21 protein-coding genes, 1 tRNA gene, 1 other RNA gene and 1 riboswitch are annotated in these 15,990 nt (G+C 71.6%); of the genes, 12 read left to right on the top strand and 11 right to left on the bottom strand.

Annotation, left to right across the window (positions count from 1 at the left end):
- Positions 1-121 precede the first annotated feature (121 nt).
- The 4 genes from K1T35_RS01730 to K1T35_RS01715 form a co-directional block, all read right to left on the bottom strand.
- On the bottom strand, positions 122-484 hold the full coding sequence (locus K1T35_RS01730) for an amidase family protein (protein ID WP_220258446.1): 363 nt from the start codon (positions 482-484) through the stop codon (positions 122-124).
- 48 nt (positions 485-532) lie between these two features.
- Positions 533-634, bottom strand: coding sequence for a hypothetical protein (locus K1T35_RS49690; RefSeq protein ID WP_370645491.1), 102 nt, complete (start codon positions 632-634; stop codon positions 533-535).
- 533 nt (positions 635-1,167) lie between these two features.
- Complete coding sequence (locus K1T35_RS01720; RefSeq protein WP_255621472.1) at positions 1,168-1,371, bottom strand: DUF397 domain-containing protein; 204 nt, start codon at positions 1,369-1,371, stop codon at positions 1,168-1,170.
- Between the two features lie 105 nt (positions 1,372-1,476).
- Complete coding sequence (locus tag K1T35_RS01715) at positions 1,477-2,340, bottom strand: helix-turn-helix transcriptional regulator (protein ID WP_220258444.1); 864 nt, start codon at positions 2,338-2,340, stop codon at positions 1,477-1,479.
- 255 nt (positions 2,341-2,595) lie between these two features.
- Here K1T35_RS01715 and K1T35_RS01710 point away from each other — a divergent pair, with 255 nt between their 5' ends.
- On the top strand, positions 2,596-2,826 hold the full coding sequence (locus tag K1T35_RS01710; protein WP_220258443.1) for a hypothetical protein: 231 nt from the start codon (positions 2,596-2,598) through the stop codon (positions 2,824-2,826).
- A 6-nt stretch (positions 2,827-2,832) separates the two neighbouring features.
- Here K1T35_RS01710 and recR read toward each other — a convergent pair whose 3' ends face one another.
- Both recR and K1T35_RS01700 read right to left on the bottom strand, forming a co-directional pair.
- Positions 2,833-3,453 (bottom strand): recombination mediator RecR, encoded by a 621-nt coding sequence (gene recR, locus K1T35_RS01705; RefSeq protein ID WP_220258442.1) that lies wholly within the window; start codon positions 3,451-3,453, stop codon positions 2,833-2,835.
- Between the two features lie 12 nt (positions 3,454-3,465).
- The gene (locus tag K1T35_RS01700; RefSeq protein ID WP_255621471.1) at positions 3,466-3,813 is read right to left on the bottom strand and encodes a YbaB/EbfC family nucleoid-associated protein; all 348 of its coding nucleotides are present in this window, start codon (positions 3,811-3,813) and stop codon (positions 3,466-3,468) included.
- Between the two features lie 125 nt (positions 3,814-3,938).
- Between K1T35_RS01700 and K1T35_RS01695 the strand changes: the two genes are divergently transcribed.
- Positions 3,939-4,709 (top strand): N-acetylmuramoyl-L-alanine amidase, encoded by a 771-nt coding sequence (locus K1T35_RS01695; RefSeq protein ID WP_220258441.1) that lies wholly within the window; start codon positions 3,939-3,941, stop codon positions 4,707-4,709.
- Positions 4,710-4,783: 74 nt separating this feature from the next.
- Here the strand turns inward: K1T35_RS01695 and K1T35_RS01690 are convergent, their stop codons facing one another.
- The gene (locus K1T35_RS01690; protein WP_220258440.1) at positions 4,784-6,913 is read right to left on the bottom strand and encodes a DNA polymerase III subunit gamma and tau; all 2,130 of its coding nucleotides are present in this window, start codon (positions 6,911-6,913) and stop codon (positions 4,784-4,786) included.
- 404 nt (positions 6,914-7,317) lie between these two features.
- Positions 7,318-7,412: signal recognition particle sRNA small type (gene ffs, locus K1T35_RS01685), an RNA gene on the bottom strand.
- Positions 7,413-7,471: 59 nt separating this feature from the next.
- On the opposite strand from ffs, the gene K1T35_RS01680 reads away from it, so the two are divergent.
- From K1T35_RS01680 to K1T35_RS01660, 5 genes are all read left to right on the top strand, one after another.
- Positions 7,472-7,556 (top strand) — tRNA-Ser (locus K1T35_RS01680).
- Positions 7,557-7,691: 135 nt separating this feature from the next.
- Positions 7,692-7,757: riboswitch (guanidine-III (ykkC-III) riboswitch) on the top strand.
- Positions 7,758-7,768: 11 nt separating this feature from the next.
- Positions 7,769-8,083 carry a multidrug efflux SMR transporter gene (locus tag K1T35_RS01675; RefSeq protein WP_220258439.1) on the top strand — a complete coding sequence of 105 codons (315 nt, stop codon included), beginning with the start codon at positions 7,769-7,771 and terminating at the stop codon, positions 8,081-8,083.
- A 73-nt stretch (positions 8,084-8,156) separates the two neighbouring features.
- Positions 8,157-8,432, top strand: a complete 276-nt coding sequence (locus K1T35_RS01670; protein ID WP_220258438.1) for a GlsB/YeaQ/YmgE family stress response membrane protein — start codon at positions 8,157-8,159, stop codon at positions 8,430-8,432.
- A gap of 91 nt (positions 8,433-8,523) precedes the next feature.
- Positions 8,524-9,486: a threo-3-hydroxy-L-aspartate ammonia-lyase gene (locus K1T35_RS01665; RefSeq protein WP_220258437.1), complete on the top strand. Its 963-nt coding sequence runs from the start codon at positions 8,524-8,526 to the stop codon at positions 9,484-9,486.
- A 103-nt stretch (positions 9,487-9,589) separates the two neighbouring features.
- Complete coding sequence (locus K1T35_RS01660; RefSeq protein WP_220258436.1) at positions 9,590-10,054, top strand: hypothetical protein; 465 nt, start codon at positions 9,590-9,592, stop codon at positions 10,052-10,054.
- Here the strand turns inward: K1T35_RS01660 and K1T35_RS01655 are convergent.
- Positions 10,029-11,321: a cytochrome P450 gene (locus tag K1T35_RS01655; protein WP_220258435.1), complete on the bottom strand. Its 1,293-nt coding sequence runs from the start codon at positions 11,319-11,321 to the stop codon at positions 10,029-10,031. The genes K1T35_RS01660 and K1T35_RS01655 overlap by 26 nt on opposite strands.
- Before the next feature lie 148 nt (positions 11,322-11,469).
- Between K1T35_RS01655 and K1T35_RS01650 the strand changes: the two genes are divergently transcribed.
- The gene (locus K1T35_RS01650; protein WP_220258434.1) at positions 11,470-12,057 is read left to right on the top strand and encodes an orotate phosphoribosyltransferase; all 588 of its coding nucleotides are present in this window, start codon (positions 11,470-11,472) and stop codon (positions 12,055-12,057) included.
- Between the two features lie 14 nt (positions 12,058-12,071).
- Positions 12,072-12,833, top strand: a complete 762-nt coding sequence (locus K1T35_RS01645; protein ID WP_220258433.1) for a nucleotidyltransferase domain-containing protein — start codon at positions 12,072-12,074, stop codon at positions 12,831-12,833.
- Between the two features lie 7 nt (positions 12,834-12,840).
- Here K1T35_RS01645 and K1T35_RS01640 read toward each other — a convergent pair whose 3' ends face one another.
- Positions 12,841-13,506 (bottom strand): GntR family transcriptional regulator, encoded by a 666-nt coding sequence (locus K1T35_RS01640; protein WP_220262317.1) that lies wholly within the window; start codon positions 13,504-13,506, stop codon positions 12,841-12,843.
- A 121-nt stretch (positions 13,507-13,627) separates the two neighbouring features.
- Between K1T35_RS01640 and K1T35_RS01635 the strand changes: the two genes are divergently transcribed.
- A complete protein-coding gene (locus K1T35_RS01635; RefSeq protein ID WP_220258432.1) occupies positions 13,628-14,167 on the top strand; it encodes a YbhB/YbcL family Raf kinase inhibitor-like protein in 540 nt (179 codons plus the stop codon).
- Positions 14,168-14,339: 172 nt separating this feature from the next.
- Positions 14,340-14,555, top strand: a complete 216-nt coding sequence (locus tag K1T35_RS01630) for a hypothetical protein (RefSeq protein WP_220258431.1) — start codon at positions 14,340-14,342, stop codon at positions 14,553-14,555.
- 62 nt (positions 14,556-14,617) lie between these two features.
- Here the strand turns inward: K1T35_RS01630 and K1T35_RS01625 are convergent, their stop codons facing one another.
- Positions 14,618-15,346, bottom strand: coding sequence for an SDR family oxidoreductase (locus K1T35_RS01625; RefSeq protein WP_220258430.1), 729 nt, complete (start codon positions 15,344-15,346; stop codon positions 14,618-14,620).
- 98 nt (positions 15,347-15,444) lie between these two features.
- Between K1T35_RS01625 and K1T35_RS01620 the strand changes: the two genes are divergently transcribed.
- Positions 15,445-15,870, top strand: a complete 426-nt coding sequence (locus K1T35_RS01620) for a helix-turn-helix domain-containing protein (protein ID WP_220258429.1) — start codon at positions 15,445-15,447, stop codon at positions 15,868-15,870.
- The last annotated feature ends 120 nt before the right edge of the window (positions 15,871-15,990 follow it).

The following is a 15,990-nucleotide window of genomic DNA, read 5'->3' as shown; positions in this document are numbered from 1 at the left end:
CGAAGGAGTAGTCGCGGTAGCCTCTTCGCGCACCCTGGAGCCGGCGTGCGGGGGCTTGGACCCTCGGGTGGCCGACCAGCCGTGAGCGAGCCGGCGGGCCCGGTGTGCGGGACCGGCCGCACTACGGGAGCACAGGTGTGCCGGCCAGGGTCGGAAACCCACCGAGCGCCGTCTCGAAGGACTGCGCCAGCGCATAGAGGCCCACTTCGCCGCCGCGCTCAGCGATCAACTGCAGACCGAGCGGCATGCCGTCGACCGAGCACCGCATCGGTACCGTGATCGCCGGGTGGCGGCTCATGTTGAACGGAACGGTCCGCATCATCAGGTCGGTCCCATCCGCGTCGTTCATCGGCGCCGCACCGGGCATCGTCGGGGTTGCGAGGAAGGCCACTCGATCCAGGACCTGATCCACGTCGGACTCGAATCGTTGGCGGGTCGCCAGCGCCTCACGGTATACGTCGTCCGACAGCAGGCGGCCGGCCATCAGGCTCGTGTATGTCCACGTCGCGTAATCCTGCCAGCAATGCGCCAATCAGGCGTGATGACGGTGCGCGGCCTCGAATATGACACGGTTGTCACCGACGGTGCGAGTCACCAGTCCGATGTGGTCAAGGGTTGGAGACAACGGGAGCATTCCGGCCTGATCGACGCTGCCCCATGTCGGTTTGAGACCGACGACGCCGGCCCGCGCACTCAATGGCTCGCGTTTCTCAGCGCCCTGAAGCACGGTGAGTTCGATCCCGGGTGATCGCCGGGGCCGGGCCTGGCCCGGCCGATGACATGCGGACCTGATGGATACATCAACGGCATACGCGCGAACCAGACATGGCGTTGCTCGATCCATTCGAACCCCGGCCGAAGTGATTGCGGCCGCCGTATCCCGCGATACATGGACAGCCATCGAACATTCTCGGCCAGATGCTTCGGTCGAGCGCACGTTGTATCAACCGCCCCAGGAAGCTCCGTGCTGCGACGTGCTCGTACACGCGAAGCTCACCCGCGGGCCGCAGAACTCTCCTGATCTCGCCCAGTACCAGCGCGGATCAATGCCACGGAGCACAGGACGACCGTCGCGCCCACCACGAGCCTGCGAAATCTGCGCGGCACGCTTCCATCCATTCATTCGCAGGACGAACCAGGCGAGCCGGCACCCGGAGTTGGCCCGCTTCAGACGCTGTCGAAACCCCCGTCCTTCACTGTGCGGAGGAACTGGGCCCACTCGCCTGCCGTGACCAGCCAGAGCGGAGCGTCCGGGGTGAGGGTGCTGCGCAGCGCAACGCGGCCGTCCGGGAGACGTGCGGCCTCGACGCAGTCGCCCACGCTGCAGAACTCCCGCCCCACGAACTCGAGTTCGCGCCCCGCACCAGCCAACGGTCCACCCCTCCGACGCACGATCGGGTGATCGTACAGGGGCAGAGCGTGATCCACCGGCTCGCCGATCTACAGGTCGGCGGGCAGGGACTGGCGGCCAGGGGCCTACTCGTCGTACGTGTCGGCGACCTCCCGCAGGAAGCTCAACAGTTCGCGGCCCTCGAGGGCCTGCTTCCATGCCGCGTCTAGGCGATCGGAATGGGCCCGCACGATGTCGGCCTTCTCCTGCAGGCCGCCTCCGTCCTGGCCCTCGAAGAAGATGACATCGCTCTCGCCGTGGTCGAACGAGAGGATCTGGAACCCACCGCCGAGCAGCCCGTGCAGCCCGACGGAGAACGGGAGCACCCGCACCTCGATCGTCGACGAGCCGTCCTCGACGATCCCGCACAGGTGCTGCACCTGGTCACGCATGACGCCCGGCCCGTGGGCGGAGCGGCGTAGCACCGATTCATCGACCAGCGCCGCGATGTGCAGCGGGTCGGGCTCGCGCCGGAGAACGCTCTTGCGATCCAGCCGCATCCGGATCATCGTCTCCAGCGCCTCACCCGAGACGGTGGGCTGCGACGCCGTGATGACGGCTCGGGCGTAACGCTCGGTCTGCAGCAGGCCGGGCACGGCGCCCGAGGAGAACTGGCGGAGCCTGGACGCGCCTGCCTCGAGGCCGATGAAGCGGTGGAGGGTGGATCCCGGGGCGAGCAGGTCGCCGTACGAGTCGTACCACGCTGCCTGCTTGCCCTCGCCCGCCAGATGCACCAGCTCTTCACGCGAGCCAGGGGCCGAGTAGAGCCGCAGGAGTGTGTCTATCTCCGGGCGACGAGGGGTGGACAGCCCTGTCTCGATGCGACTGATCTTGGACACCGAGCAATCGAGCTCCTCGGCTGCCCGACTGACCGCCACCCCGGCTGCCTCCCGGAGACGCCGGAGCTCGGTGCCGAGGGTGCGACGGGACAGGACAGGGCTGGTGGCCATGCCAGTACCCCTTCGGGTCGGACCTGAGCTGCTGGGACGTCCGGTACGGGCGGACGCCGGGCGCGCGCCCGGCGGGGTGGCCCGCCGGGTGTGCGTGACGAATGAGAGTACTCCTGCCGCCACGCGATGGCCATCACTGTCGTGCAGAACACTGCACGCTTTGTGCACATCCTGTGAGCAATTCCGCTGTGCACTTGCATGGCGCAGCTGCGAGCCGCACACTCGGAGCCGAGGTCACCGCCCGAGGAGGCACCGATGACCGGGATCGCAGTCGTCGCCGTCGGAGGAGTCCTAGCGCTGGTCCTGCTGGCCGTCCTGATCGGAAACACGGACGCGCGAGCGCAGCGGGAGGCATGGAACCGGATCGCCCGCCATCGCCGTGAGCTCGGCGAGTGGGAGCGCGAGCTGATCAGGGCCGCCGAGTCGGAGGGGTGCCCGGCCTGCCGGCTGCTCCGCGAGCGGGGCAAGCTGCACGACCTGCTGTAGCCCCGCTCAGCTCAGGGCACGCCGTCCGGACAGGGCGCGGCCGAGGGTGAGCTCGTCGGCGAACTCGAGGTCGCCACCCATCGGGAGGCCGGACGCGAGCCGCGTGACCGTGAGACCGGGGAAGTCGCGCAGCAGTCGCAAGAGGTAGGTCGCCGTGGCCTCACCCTCGGTGTTCGGGTCGGTCGCGATGATCACCTCGGCGATCTCGGTCTCGTCGGCCGCCGGGCCGGTGCCGCCGAGCCGCGCAAGCAGCTCCCGGATCCGCAGCGCGTCGGGACCGACGCCCGCCAGCGGGTCGAGCGCTCCGCCGAGCACGTGATAGCGGCCCTTGAACTCGCGCGTGCGCTCGACTGCCAGCACGTCCTTCGGCTCCTCGACGACGCACACCAGTGTGGGATCGCGGCGCGCGTCGGCGCAGTAGCGGCACCGCTCCCGCTCAGACACGTTGCCGCACACGTCGCAGAAGCGGACGCCTTCCTTGACCTTCTGCAGCGCGTCCTGCAGCCGCGCGACATCGGCCGGATCGGCGGCGAGTAGATGGAACGCGATCCGCTGGGCGCTCTTCGGCCCCACACCCGGCAGCCGACCGAGCTCGTCGATCAGGTCCTGGACCGGTCCCTCGAACACGGCAGGCGAGCGCTATGCGCCGAGGCCGGGCAGGCCGAGGCCACCCGCGGCGTCACCGAGGCCACCCGCGAGCGGGCCCATCTTCTCGGCCTGCAGCTCCTGGGCCGCTTGCGTGGCGTCCTGGAACGCGCCGACGATGAGGTCCTGCAGCGTCTCGACGTCCTCGGGGTCGACGACCTTCGGGTCGATCCGCACGGCTCGCAGCTCGCCCGCGCCCGTGATGGTGACCTGCACCAACCCGTTGCCCGCCTGACCGATCACCTCCGCGGACGCCAACTCGGCCTGCGCGGCCATCAGCTGCTGCTGCATCTTCTGCGCCTGCTGCAGGATCATCTGCATGTCGGGCTGACCCGGTTGCACCAGCGATCTCCTCGCACATCGTGCCTGCGCCGGCACCGGCCGGCTCCATTGCCAGGCTAGGCCATCAGCGATCCGGGCGGCTGGCAGGCCAGTGCCCCGGACCGGAGGTCCGGCACACTCGCTCCGTGCACACATCGCGCTGGGTCGTGCTCGTCGTCACGGCGGTCCTGCCCACCGTCGCGTGCTCCGGCGCGGCCGCCGCCCCCGAGCCACCGGCCCCCGCCGCGGTGGCGACCGCGGCCGCGACGCCACCGCCCGTCGTGGTGCTCGATCCGGGCCACAACGGGCGCAACGGCGCCGAGCCGGCCGCCACCCGCCGGCTCGTTCCCGACGGTCGCGGCGGCGAGAAGGCGTGCAACACCGCGGGCACCTCCACCGACGCCGGCTACCCCGAGCACGCCTTCGCCTTCGACGTCGCCGAGCGGACGGCGACGAAGCTCGAGGCGGCAGGCGTCCGCGTCGTGCTGACCCGTCCGGACGACGACGGCGTGGGCCCGTGCGTGGACGAGCGCGGCCGCGCCGGTGGTGCGGCCGGTGCCGCGGCGACCGTCTCGATCCATGCCGACGGAGCCGCTCCGACCTCGTCGGGGTTCCACGTGGCCTACTCCGACCCGCCCTTGAACCCGGCGCAGGCCGGGCCGGCGCGGGATCTCGCCACCGCGCTGCGCGACGCGCTGCGATCGGGCGGGTTCCGGGACTCGGACTACATCGGCCGCGACGGTCTCTCGCCCCGGGCCGATCTCGCCGGGCTGAACCACGCCACCCGCCCGACCGCCCTCGTGGAATGCGCGAACATGCGCAATCCGGGCGAGGCAGTGGTCGTGTCCTCCCCCGAGGGACGCGAGCGCTACGCGGCCGCGATCAGCGACGGTGTGCTGGATTTCCTCGGGAGGTGATCGTCGGACCGGTGCGCTGGCGGCCACATGTGGCCATCCCCGCGCCGAGTCTCTGCACCGAAGCGACGATCTTGTTACGGCCGTTCGATGGCCCGCGCACCCAGCTGCGTGGTGAGCAGCTCGATCGCGGCTTCCTCCGGGTCGCGGCGCTCCGCGTCGCTCACCGGGACGGCGGCCTCTGCGAGCATCGCCTCCTCGTCGTCCTCCGGGGGCGCGTCCTCGTCGGGTGGCTCTGGAGGCAGCGGCACACCGTCGTCGGACGCAGGTGCCCTGCGGGTGGGCGCCTGGCGCTGGGCCCGCGGCGGGGACGTGGCCTGCTGCGGGCGCGACGGAGGTTCGGACCGCCGCGGAGCGCTGGCTCGACCACCTGCCGGCGGCGCGGCCGGGGCGTCACCCGACTCGCATCGCACCTGCCAGCGCACACCGAGCACCGAGTGCAGCGCGGCGGAGACGATGTCGGCGTTGCGCGACTCGGAGAGACGACGGGCGAGCGAAGGCGCGCCTATGCCGAGCACGAGTGTGTCGCCCTCCACGGCCCGCACCGTGGCATTGACCAGCATCGCCTCGATGCTGCGGCTCTGCGAGCGGGCCGCGGCGAGCACCTCGGACCACACGCGGCGGACGGCAGCGGCGTCCAGCGCGCCGCCTTGGCCGCCGGCCGGGGGCGCCAACGCGGGTGCGGGTGTGGCCGGCTCAGGTGGCGGAGGCTGGGCCGGCGGCGGCTGAGCCGGCGGGGTCTGGGCCGGCGGGGTCTGGGCCGGCGGCGACGGCCGTGCGGGCGGCGGCTCTTCCGGCGCAGGCGGCGCCTGGGCGGCAGGCCGTGCCGGCCGCTCGGCGCGCGCCTCGGGGGCGGCAGGACGCGCGGGCCGGGCACCGTCCTCCTCCGGACGGGAAGCAGCGGGGGCCTGGCTCGCCGGGGCGGCAGCGGGCGCCCGTTCTGCGGGCCCGGCGCCGGGGCCATCTGCCGGGGCCTCGCTCGGCCTGCGGAAGGTGCGCCTGCTGTCGCCGGCCCCTCCGTCCTCCTGCCCTGATGGCGCGGACGCGATGTCGCTGCGTCGCTCCAGCCGTTCGAGCCGCTCGAGGAGCCCGGGCTCGGCCGCGGTGGCCGCGGGCAGCAGCATCCGCGCGCAGAGGAGCTCCAGCAGCAGCCGCGGAGCGGTGGCGCCGCGCATCTCCGTGAGCCCGGTGTGGACGATCTCGCCGTACCGCGTGAGCGTGCCCCCGCCGATCTTGCCGGACTGCTCGGTCATGCGGGCGATCTCGTCGGCTGCGGCCTCGACCAGCCCGCGCTCCGCGGCCTCGGGCACCGACTGCAGCAGCACGAGGTCGCGCAGCCGTTGCAGGAGGTCGGCCGCGAACCGGCGGGGGTCGTGGCCCGCCTCGACGAGCCGGTCGACGGTCTCGAACACCGCGGCGCGGTCACCGGCGGCGAGCGCGTCGACCATGTCGTCGATCAGGGCGACGTCGGTGACGCCGAGCAGCGCGACCGCACGCTCGTAGGTGACGCCCTCCGGCCCGGCGCCGGCGAGCAGTTGGTCGAGCACCGAGAGCGTGTCGCGCGCCGACCCGCCGCCCGCCCGCAGTACCAGCGGGTAGACGGGCGGCGCCACGACCGCCCCCTCCTCCTCGCAGATCCGTTCGAGGAGTTTGCGGAGCGTGCCCGGCGGGATGAGCCGGAACGGGTAGTGGTGGGTACGCGAGCGGATGGTGGGCAGCACCTTGTCCGGTTCGGTGGTGGCGAACACGAACACGAGGTGCTCGGGCGGCTCCTCCACGATCTTCAGCAGGGCGTTGAAACCCTGCGTGGTGATCATGTGGGCCTCGTCGACGATGAACACCCGGTACCGCGACTCGGCGGGCGCGAAGAACGCGCGGTCGCGCAGCTCACGGGTGTCGTCGACACCACCGTGCGACGCCGCGTCCAGCTCGGTGACGTCGATGTTGCCTGGTCCGCCGGGTGCGAGGGAGACGCACGAGGCGCAGATGCCGCACGGGTCGGGGGTGGGCCCCTGCTCGCAGTTGAGCGAGCGGGCGAGGATGCGGGCCGAGGACGTCTTGCCGCAGCCCCGCGGCCCGGAGAACAGGTACGCGTGGTTGATGCGGCCCGAGGCCAGCGCGGTGCTCAGCGGCTCGGTGACGTGCTCCTGCCCGACCACCTCGGCGAACTTCGCCGGGCGGTACTTGCGGTACAGAGCCAGCGCCACGGCCGCGAGGCTACCCACCACCACCGACGCCCGTACGTCGGGGAACAACACGTGCCTCCGAACCAAGAACGTCGCCCGCCGCCCACGTGCGCGAGGCGGCCCTTCGACATGCCCCGCTCTGGACGCCTCCGGTGGCGCCGCGCACTGTGCGGGGCCGCCCCTCACGACTCAAGGGCGCCTACGGCGTCGCTTCGCGATCGCTGCGTGGCCGGGGTGGCCGGGGTCAGCGAAGCGGGGTAGCGCCAACCCCCAACCAAGACAGGAAGTCGAATGACCAAGCGGACGACGGTGGGGGGTCCGGGGGGCGAAGCCCCTCCGGCAGGGGGTCTGGGGGCTTGGCCCCCAGAGGACGCTGATGAGCGAGGCAGGCGAAGCGCGAAGCGCGAGCAGACCTCGCCCCCTCGCGAAGGGGACCCCGCGCACCCGCCAGAGCCCGTTGACCCTTGCTGCCTTCCGGCCCTGGGGGAGTTCACAGGATGGACGCCGCGCGGGGTCCGGGGGCGAGTGTACGGGAGTGGGGTCGCGGGGGCTGTGGGCGGCCCGGCTATGCTCCGAGGCGGAGGATTCGCCTAGTGGCCTATGGCGCACGCTTGGAAAGCGTGTTGGGTTCACGCCCTCGCGGGTTCGAATCCCGCATCCTCCGCGCCGCTGAGCAGTGAGAACGCCGGGTCGCCTCGATGCGACCCGGCGTTCTTGCATCTCGGCCGTGTGGTGAGCGCCGTGTGGTCAGATCGGCCACCATCGCGGGCCCTTCGCGCCGCCCGGGTCGTAGCCTGCGGATGGGCCGCACCCGCGGCGCCCCCGGACGAGCGACGTCGTACCCGGCACGACAAGACGACGCACCGGAGGTGTGTCGTGGCGTGGCTCGTGCTGTTGGTGTCGGGGGTTCTGGAGACGGTCTGGGTGGCGGCCTTGAGCCGCTCGGAGGGCTTCAGCAGGCTCGTGCCGTCGATCGTGTTCGTGGTGGCGCTCGTGCTGAGCATGGCCGGGCTGGCCTACGCCTTGCGAGAGATCCCGGTAGGCACCGGTTACGCGGTCTGGGTGGGGCTCGGGGCCGTCGGCACCGTCCTGTACGGGATGGCGGTGCTCGGCGAGCCGGTCACCGTGCTGCGGCTGCTCTGCCTCGGTGCCGTCGTCGCAGGCGTCGTCGGCCTGAAGTTCCTGCATTAGGACGGGCCCGATCGGGAACACGGCCAGTAGTGGGTCGTCAGGAGCGGCCCTCATGGGGGAACCAGGAGGAGCGATGACCGTCACGGGCATCATCACCGCGATCATCATCGGGGCCATCATCGGATTCCTCGGCCGCCTCGTGGCGCCGGGGAAGCAGGACATCCCGATCTGGCTGACCGTCGTGGTCGGCATCGTTGCCGCGTTCATCGGCACGTGGATCGCCGGACTGTTCGGCGTGGCCGACACCCGCGGCATCGACTGGCTCGAGATCGTCATGCAGGTCGTCGTCGCCGCGATCGGCGTCATCGTCGTGGCCGGGATCTACGGCCGTCGAGCGATTCGACGGTAGCCGGCGCAGCTGCCGGGTCGGGTCCCTTGCGCGCGGTACCTGCGCGCCGGGGACCTGACGTGTGTTCGGTGGCGGAAGGCATGATCGGACGATGCCGACGCCACCCACCTTCGCCGACGTGCAGGCGGCCGCGGAGCGGATCCGCGGGCACGCGCACCGCACGCCGGTGCTGACCTCACGCCGGATCGATGCCGATACCGGCGCCCGGCTGCATTTCAAGTGCGAGAACTTCCAGCGGATGGGCGCGTTCAAGTTCCGGGGCGCGTTCAACGCGCTGTCGCGGTTCGACGCGGATCAGCGCGGGGCCGGGGTCGTGACCTACTCGTCGGGGAACCACGCACAGGCGATCGCACTCGCCGCGAGCATCCTCGACGTTCCCGCCACCATCGTGATGCCGCACGACGCGCCGGAGAGCAAGGTGGCCGCGACGCTGGGGTACGGCGCGGCCGTCGTCCGCTACGACCGCTACACCGAGGATCGCGAGGAGATCGGACGGACGCTGGCGGCTGAGAAGGGCGTCACGCTCGTCCCGCCCTACGACCACGCGGACGTCATCGCGGGCCAGGGCACCGCCACCATGGAGCTCATCGAAGAGGTCGGCGAGCTCGACTCGCTGTTCGTCTGCCTCGGCGGGGGCGGTCTCCTGTCGGGAGCGGCGCTCGCCGCGCGTGCGCTGGCGCCGTCGTGCCGGATCATCGGCGTCGAACCGGAGGCGGGCGACGACGGTCTGCGCTCGTTCCGCAGCGGCTCGATCGTGCGCATCGACACCCCGGAAACGATCGCCGACGGCGCGCAGACCACAGCTCTCGGCGTGCTCCCGTTCGAGATCATCCGCCGGGATGTGGACGACATCGTCACCGCGAGCGACGCGGAGCTCGTGGCGGCCATGCGGGTGTTCGCGTCGACGATGAAGATCGTGGTGGAGCCGACGGGCTGCCTCGCGTTCGCCGCCGTCCGCCGGCTCGGCGCCGAGCTCGCCGGACAGCGCGTCGGGGTGCTGGTGAGCGGTGGGAACGTCGACCTCGACCGCTTCGCGGCGCTCGTCACGAGCTGATCGCCGGGTAGCGACGGTCCCGGATCAGCTCGTAAGATCCGCGGGCATCCGACGACGTCGCCCCTCCGCACCGACGGTAGCCGCCGTCCTGAGCGCCGCAGTTGTGTTGATCTGCGGCGGGTGCTCCACGGCCGCAGACCCCGCCGAGCAGCCGCGCGCCACCGCGGCGGCCCCGTGCGCGGAGACCGCCGCCACACCGCCCGCGGCCCGCCCGGCGGCGCTGACGGCCACCACGACCGACTGGTTCGGCCAGGGCGATCTGTGGTTCGGCATCCCCGACCACCCGCCCTCCGCGCAGGGCGACACGCTGGTGCTGAAGTTCCCGGTGGTCACACTGGTCGACGGCTTGCCGACGGCGTCACGCGGCGCGCCCACCGTCACCGCGGCTCGGGCCGATTCAGCGGGCGAGGCGCCGGGTCATGTCGGCGGCTTCGCACAGGCGTTCGGCACCGCCGACCTGTCCTTCTGGCCCGCGTCGGTGGCCTTCCCCGCTCCCGGGTGCTGGACCATCACCGGGCTGCTCGCTGCCGAGTCCCTGCAGTTCACGGTGTTGGTCGAGGAGCCGTGAGCCCGAGGTTCACGGGCAGGCTGTCCACTCCGAACACGAACGACAACTTCCGGAACGGCAGCTCGGACGGCTCGGTGCCGAGGTCGATGTCGGGGAACCGCCGGACGAGCGCCGGGTAGGCGGCCTTCAGCTCCATGCGGGCGAGCTCGGCGCCGATGCAGCGGTGCAGCCCGTGGCCGAAGGCCAGGTGGGGACGGGTCGGGCGGTGCGGGTCGAAGTCGTCCAGCCCTCCGTCGCGGTTGGCCGCGCTGAGCGAGCACAGGACGATGTCGCCCTCCTCGATGGTGGCACCGCCGATCTCCACCCGCTGCCTCGCGAAACGCGGGAACGCGACCTGCACGACCGTGAGGTAGCGCAGCAGCTCGTCGACGAAAGGGTCGACCGCCTCGTCGCTCTCCCGGATCGCCTCGCGGGTCTGCGGGTGCCGCATGAGCACGATCGTGCCGAGCGCGAGCATGCTGGCCGTGGTCTCGAGCCCGCCGGTGAGCAGGCCGTCGGCGAGGCCGGCGAGCTCGTGGTCGGACAGGTCGTCGCCGTGCTCGCGCACGAGGCGGCCGAGCAGGCCGTCGCCGGGCTCGTCCCGCTGGTGCTCCACGATCTTGAGCAGGTACTCCATGGACTCCGAGATCGCGCCGAGCGATCCGGTGACCCCGCCGAGCAGGTCGAAGCGGGTGGTGGACAGGCGCTGGAACTCGGCACGGTCGGAGTAGGGCACGCCGAGCAGCTCGCAGATCGTGAGCGACGGGATCGGCAGCGCGAAGCTCTGGACGAGGTCCACTCTCTCGCCCGCCTCTGCGGCAGCCTGCATCTCGTCCAGCTGGCCCGCCACGATCGCCTCGATCCGCGGCGCGAGCCTGCGCAGCCGGTGCCCGGTGAACTCCGGCGTGAGCAGCTTGCGCAGCCGCGTGTGGTCGGGTGGATCGGTGAACCCGAGACCTCCCGGGTTCTGCTCGGCCGTGATCCCGACCGTGCCGACGAGGTTGCTGAAGTCGCTGCTGAACGCGGGAGCGTTCGCGAGCACGGCCTTCGCCTCGTCGTACCCGGTGACCAGCCACGCCCGCAGCCCGAACGGGAGTTTCATCCGGCTGACGGGCTCGACGGCACGCCGCTCACCGAGCTCGGCCACCGGGTCGAGCCCCTCGCGCTGCAGCGGCACCATGGCCGAGTCGGGCAGTACCGACAGCAGTGCATCCGTGCTGCCGCTGCGCCTGCGGCCCAGCCGCAGGCGGGCGAGAGTGGTGATGATGCGTCTGCGGGCCCCCCACATGCGGCAGAACTCTATGCAGGCGAGCGACCCTGATGGTGAGAGTGTGCTGAGATCGGTCGTCCTGCGTCGGTGAGGAACATCCGCGGTGCGCCGGCGAGCTCGTCCGTCATCCGAAATGCTCGGCGAGCGGGGTTAGGCTCGCAACGCGATGCCGAACCCCCAGGACGACGTGCTGGCCCTGATGTCCGCCCGAACCGGGCACTTCCCGCTGGAGTCCGGCCACCACGGCGAGCTGTGGCTGGAGCTGGACGCGTTGTGCTGGGATCCCTCGGCGCTGGAGCCGCTCGCGCACCGGCTGGCGGACCTGATCCGGCCGCACGCGCCGGACGTCGTGTGCGGGCCGCTGGTCGGCGGCGCGTTCCTCGCCCAGCTCGTGGCGGCGCGGCTCGGTGTCCGGTTCTGCCACACCGAGCGGGCCTCGACGGGCGACGGCCTCTACGCGGCCACCTACCGGCTGCCCGATGCGCTGGCTACCCGGCTCATCGGTCTGCGGGTCGCGATCGTCGACGACGTGGTCAACGCCGGCTCGGCCGTCCGGGCCACGCTCGCCGCGCTCACGCCTGCGGGCGCACTGCCGGTGGCGCTCGGGGCGTTGCTCGCCCTCGGAACCACGCCTGCGGCGGTGGCCGCGTCGGCCGGCCTGCCGCTCGAGGCGGTCGCCACCCGCGAGAACGAGATCTGGGAGCCGGGACGCTGCCCGCGCTGCGCACACGGGGAGCCGCTGCAGACGCCGTGACGGATCATCGGGGCATGGCGGTACTCGACGTGATCGTCCCGAGGCTCGTCTCGCTCCCGGGAGTCGTCGCCGTGGTGCTCGGCGGGAGCCGGGCGCGCGGCACGAACCGTCCGGACAGCAACTGGGACATCGGGCTCTACTACCGCGGCGGCTTCGACGCCGGGCTCATCGCCGGCCTCGGCTTCCCCGGGCGCGTCGCGCAGCCCGGGGAGTGGGGCCGGATCGTCAACGGCGGGGCGTGGCTGTCGGTCGATGGCGCGCCGGTGGACGTGCTGCTGCGCGACCTCGACGTCATCGAGGGATGGTTGGTAGACGCGCAGGCAGGCCACTTCGAGATCGACAACGTCGAGGGCCACATCGCCGGCCTGCCCACCTACACCCCGGTCGGCGAGCTCGCGATCTCCCGGGTCCTGCACGGCAGGCTGCCGCGGGTGACCTACCCGGACGCGCTACGGACGGCGGCGGGCATGCGGTGGCGCTGGGGCGGCGGCTTCTCGCTCGTGCACGCCGAGAAGTACGCGAGGCGTGGGGACGTCACCCTCGCCGCGGGGACGATGGCGCGGGCCACCGCGCAGACCGCGCACGGTGTTCTGGCCGAGCGCGGCGAGTGGGTGCTGAACGAGAAGGGCATCGTCGACGCGGCAGGCCTCGCCGCGGCCCACGAGATCATCGGAACGTGCGCCCGCGATCCGGAAGGGGCGGTACGCAGGATGCGCGAACTCCTGTCCCCTCCTCGGCTGGACGAACTGAACGCCCGTACGGCCGGTGCCCCGTAGCCGGGAGCTACCCGCCGGTCGACGCGGGTTCGTGGCGAGTACGGCCGGTCAGTGCGGCCGCGGTCATGGCGACGTGCCGGGCCAGCAGCTCGGCCGCGGTGTCGGCGTCGCGGGCCAGTGCCGCCTCCTCGAGGCGCCGGTGTTCCTCGAAGCCGTCCCGGTCGGGGTTGCGGTGGGTCGACCAGCGGCGGGCCAGCTCGCTCGCGGTCCACATCCGGTCGAAGGCCTCCAGCAGGACGGAGTTGCCGCAACCCTCCAGCAGGGCGCGGTGGAAGACCCGGTGGGCTTCCGACCACGCGCGGCTGTAGTACTCGCCCTCCTCCGGTACGTACACGGGGGTGCGCGTCAGCCGGTGGTGGGCGGCTCGCACGCGGGCCTCCCAGTCGACGTCGCCGCGCTCGATGGACATTCGCAGCACGACCGGTTCGACGGCCTGGCGGGCCTCCGCGATCTCCTGCCAGCGGCGGTCGGAGAAGGCCGCGACGGCGAAGCCGCGGTTGGGCAGCCGGTCGGCGATGCCGTCGCCGACCACCCGCACGAGCGCCTCGCGCACGACGGCGAGGCTCACGCCCCGTTCCTTGGCGAGGTCCTGCGGTTTGAGGGCGGCACCGGGGGCGTGCTCGCCGCGCATGATCGCGTTCCGCAGGTGTGCGTAGACCTGCTCGGAGAGCATCTGCTTCCCCGATGTGTCGGACGTCGGCGGCATGGCGGAAGCATAGACGATCCTGCAGATAATCGATTATCAGTGCTATGGTCGATCTTGCCCCGCAACACGACCTGAGAGGAACGACGCGATGAGCGCGAACGACCCCTTCGCCCGCCTCCCGGAGGTGGCCTCCTTCACCGTCACCAGCACCACCATCTCCGACGGTGCCGCTTGGTCGCCCGAGCAGTACTCCGGCATCTTCGGCGTCCCGGGCGGGGAGGACGTCTCCCCGCAGCTGTCCTGGCACGGCGCCCCGGAAGGCACCAAGAGCTACGCCGTCACCGTCTACGACCCCGACGCCCCCACCGGGTCCGGGTTCTGGCACTGGGCGCTCGCCGACATCCCCGCCACCGTCACCGAGCTGCCGGAGGGCGCAGGCGACGACACCGGCTCGGGCTTGCCCGCAAGCGCCTTCCAGCTGCGCAACGACGCCGGCGCGGCCCGCTTCATCGGCGCCGCCCCGCCGGCCGGGCATGGACCTCACCGCTACTTCGTCGTGGTGCACGCCCTCGACGTCGAGTCCATCGGCGTGTCGGCCGACGCCACCCCGGCCGTCCTCGGCTTCACCATGTTCGGACACGTCCTCGGCCGTGCGGTTCTGATCGCCATCGGCGAGACCCCCGCCTGACGAACAGCTCGTCGGGACGCGCCACAACGAAGAGCGCCGGGCCCTCCCTCACGGGGAGGCCCGGCGTTTCGCCTGTTCAGGCTCGCGGTAGCGGTGGGATTTGAACCCACGGAGGCTTGCACCTCACGCGCTTTCGAGGTCTGCGATCGCTCGTTCACGATCGTCCGGCCGGATGGCCGAGATCCGGCCGTCGAAGCCTGCGGCTGCGCGCGGCGCTTCTGGGGACTGGGACGGGTGGTTGCGGCGGGCGGAGGTGGTGCCGGTCGCCAACCGGGACGCCCTGCGGGCAACCGCCTCTGACCTGCGAGTGGTCGAGCTGGCCGGCAACCACTTCGGCGTGATGACCGACGCGAGCACCGCGGAGGCGGTCGCCGACCTGCTCACCTGACGCGATCGCCCGTGATCAGCGAACGACCTCCAGGGGACGGGAGCGGGCTATCCGACGACAGGCTACGGGGCCAGGGACTCAGGGTGGATCCGCTCGACCCGATCCCGCTTGGTGTACATGTCCCAGTAGTGCTCGGCGAGGTCGTCCGGGTCGACGACCGGGAACGCCCCAAGCAGGTCAGAGTTGGTCGCCGCCTCGCCCATCTCACTCTCGACCATCTCGCTGCGGGCGATGCCGGCCCCGATGGACAGTGTCCCAGCGTAGATACCAGTGTCGGCGAGCTCGCCGCTCAGGGAGTACAGGTAGTTGCGGGCGGCTGCCATCACCGGACCGACACCGCTGAGGTGGGGCATCGGCTGCACCGCCGTGTAGCCGGTGGTCATCAAGACGGCGCCGTCACCGCGATCGGTCATCTCCGGCAACACGGCACGGAACACCTCCACCGGGGTGAGCAGCAGCAGGCGCGAGAGCCCTTCCAGGGTGGCCGCGTCCAGTTGGGCGGCCGGGGTGAAGGACACCTCGCCGCCGATCGGCCCGTACTCGATCACATCGATCCGGCCGAATCGGTCGCGAATGGCCGCGATCAGTGCGGGCACCTCGCCGGGCTCGGACAGGTCGGCCGAGAAGGCAGCCGCCTCGACGCCTTCGCCGGCGAGCTTCTCGACGAGCGCGTCCAGACGGTCCTTGCGGCGCGCCACCAGGGCGACCCGGAAGCCTTCGCGCCCGAAGCGCTGGGCCACGGACACGCCGAGACCGGTACCAGCCCCGAGGACGGCGAGCACTTTGGACATGGGCTAATCCTCCAATTCTCACTTCTTGTGCGTAGCGCCATGATGGACCGGTATGGAAACGTGTACAAAAGGCACATCCGTGTCCGCTTCGAAGGGAGATGTGCGCCGTGGACGCAGCCCAGCCGGCTCCCGCCCGGCTCCCGGGGACCTGCGCGTACCTACCGGCCGAGCATGCGGACGTCATCAGGCAGGTCCTGGACCGCGTCGGCGACAAATGGACCATGCTCGTGGTCGTCACCTTGCGGGACGGTCCCCGGCGCTACACCGAGCTGCAGCGCGAGATTCCCGGCATATCCCAGCGCATGCTCACCCTCACCCTGCGTCAGCTGCAGCAGGACGGGCTGGTGACGAGAACGGCCTATGCGGAAGTGCCGCCCCGCGTGGAGTACGCCCTCACCCCACTGAGTCGCAGCCTCCTCGAGATCGTCACACCGCTGGTCAACTGGGCCTCCGAGCACCACGACGAGATCCGCGCGAACCAGGCGCGCGCCGCCGCACGGACCGTCGGGTCACACGGTCAGTAGAACTCGACCGTGTTCACCACGTTGCGCAGTGGGTGGCCGTCCAGCAGGCAGGCGGCGTTGTCGGCGAAGAGCTCCGCGATCCGCGGGCTTATCGCGCGATGCGCTGCTTGCTTCCTCGAC

Source organism: Pseudonocardia sp. DSM 110487 (genome assembly GCF_019468565.1).
Classification (GTDB): Bacteria; Actinomycetota; Actinomycetes; order Mycobacteriales; family Pseudonocardiaceae; genus Pseudonocardia.
This window is presented reverse-complemented; position numbering and strand designations above follow the sequence as displayed.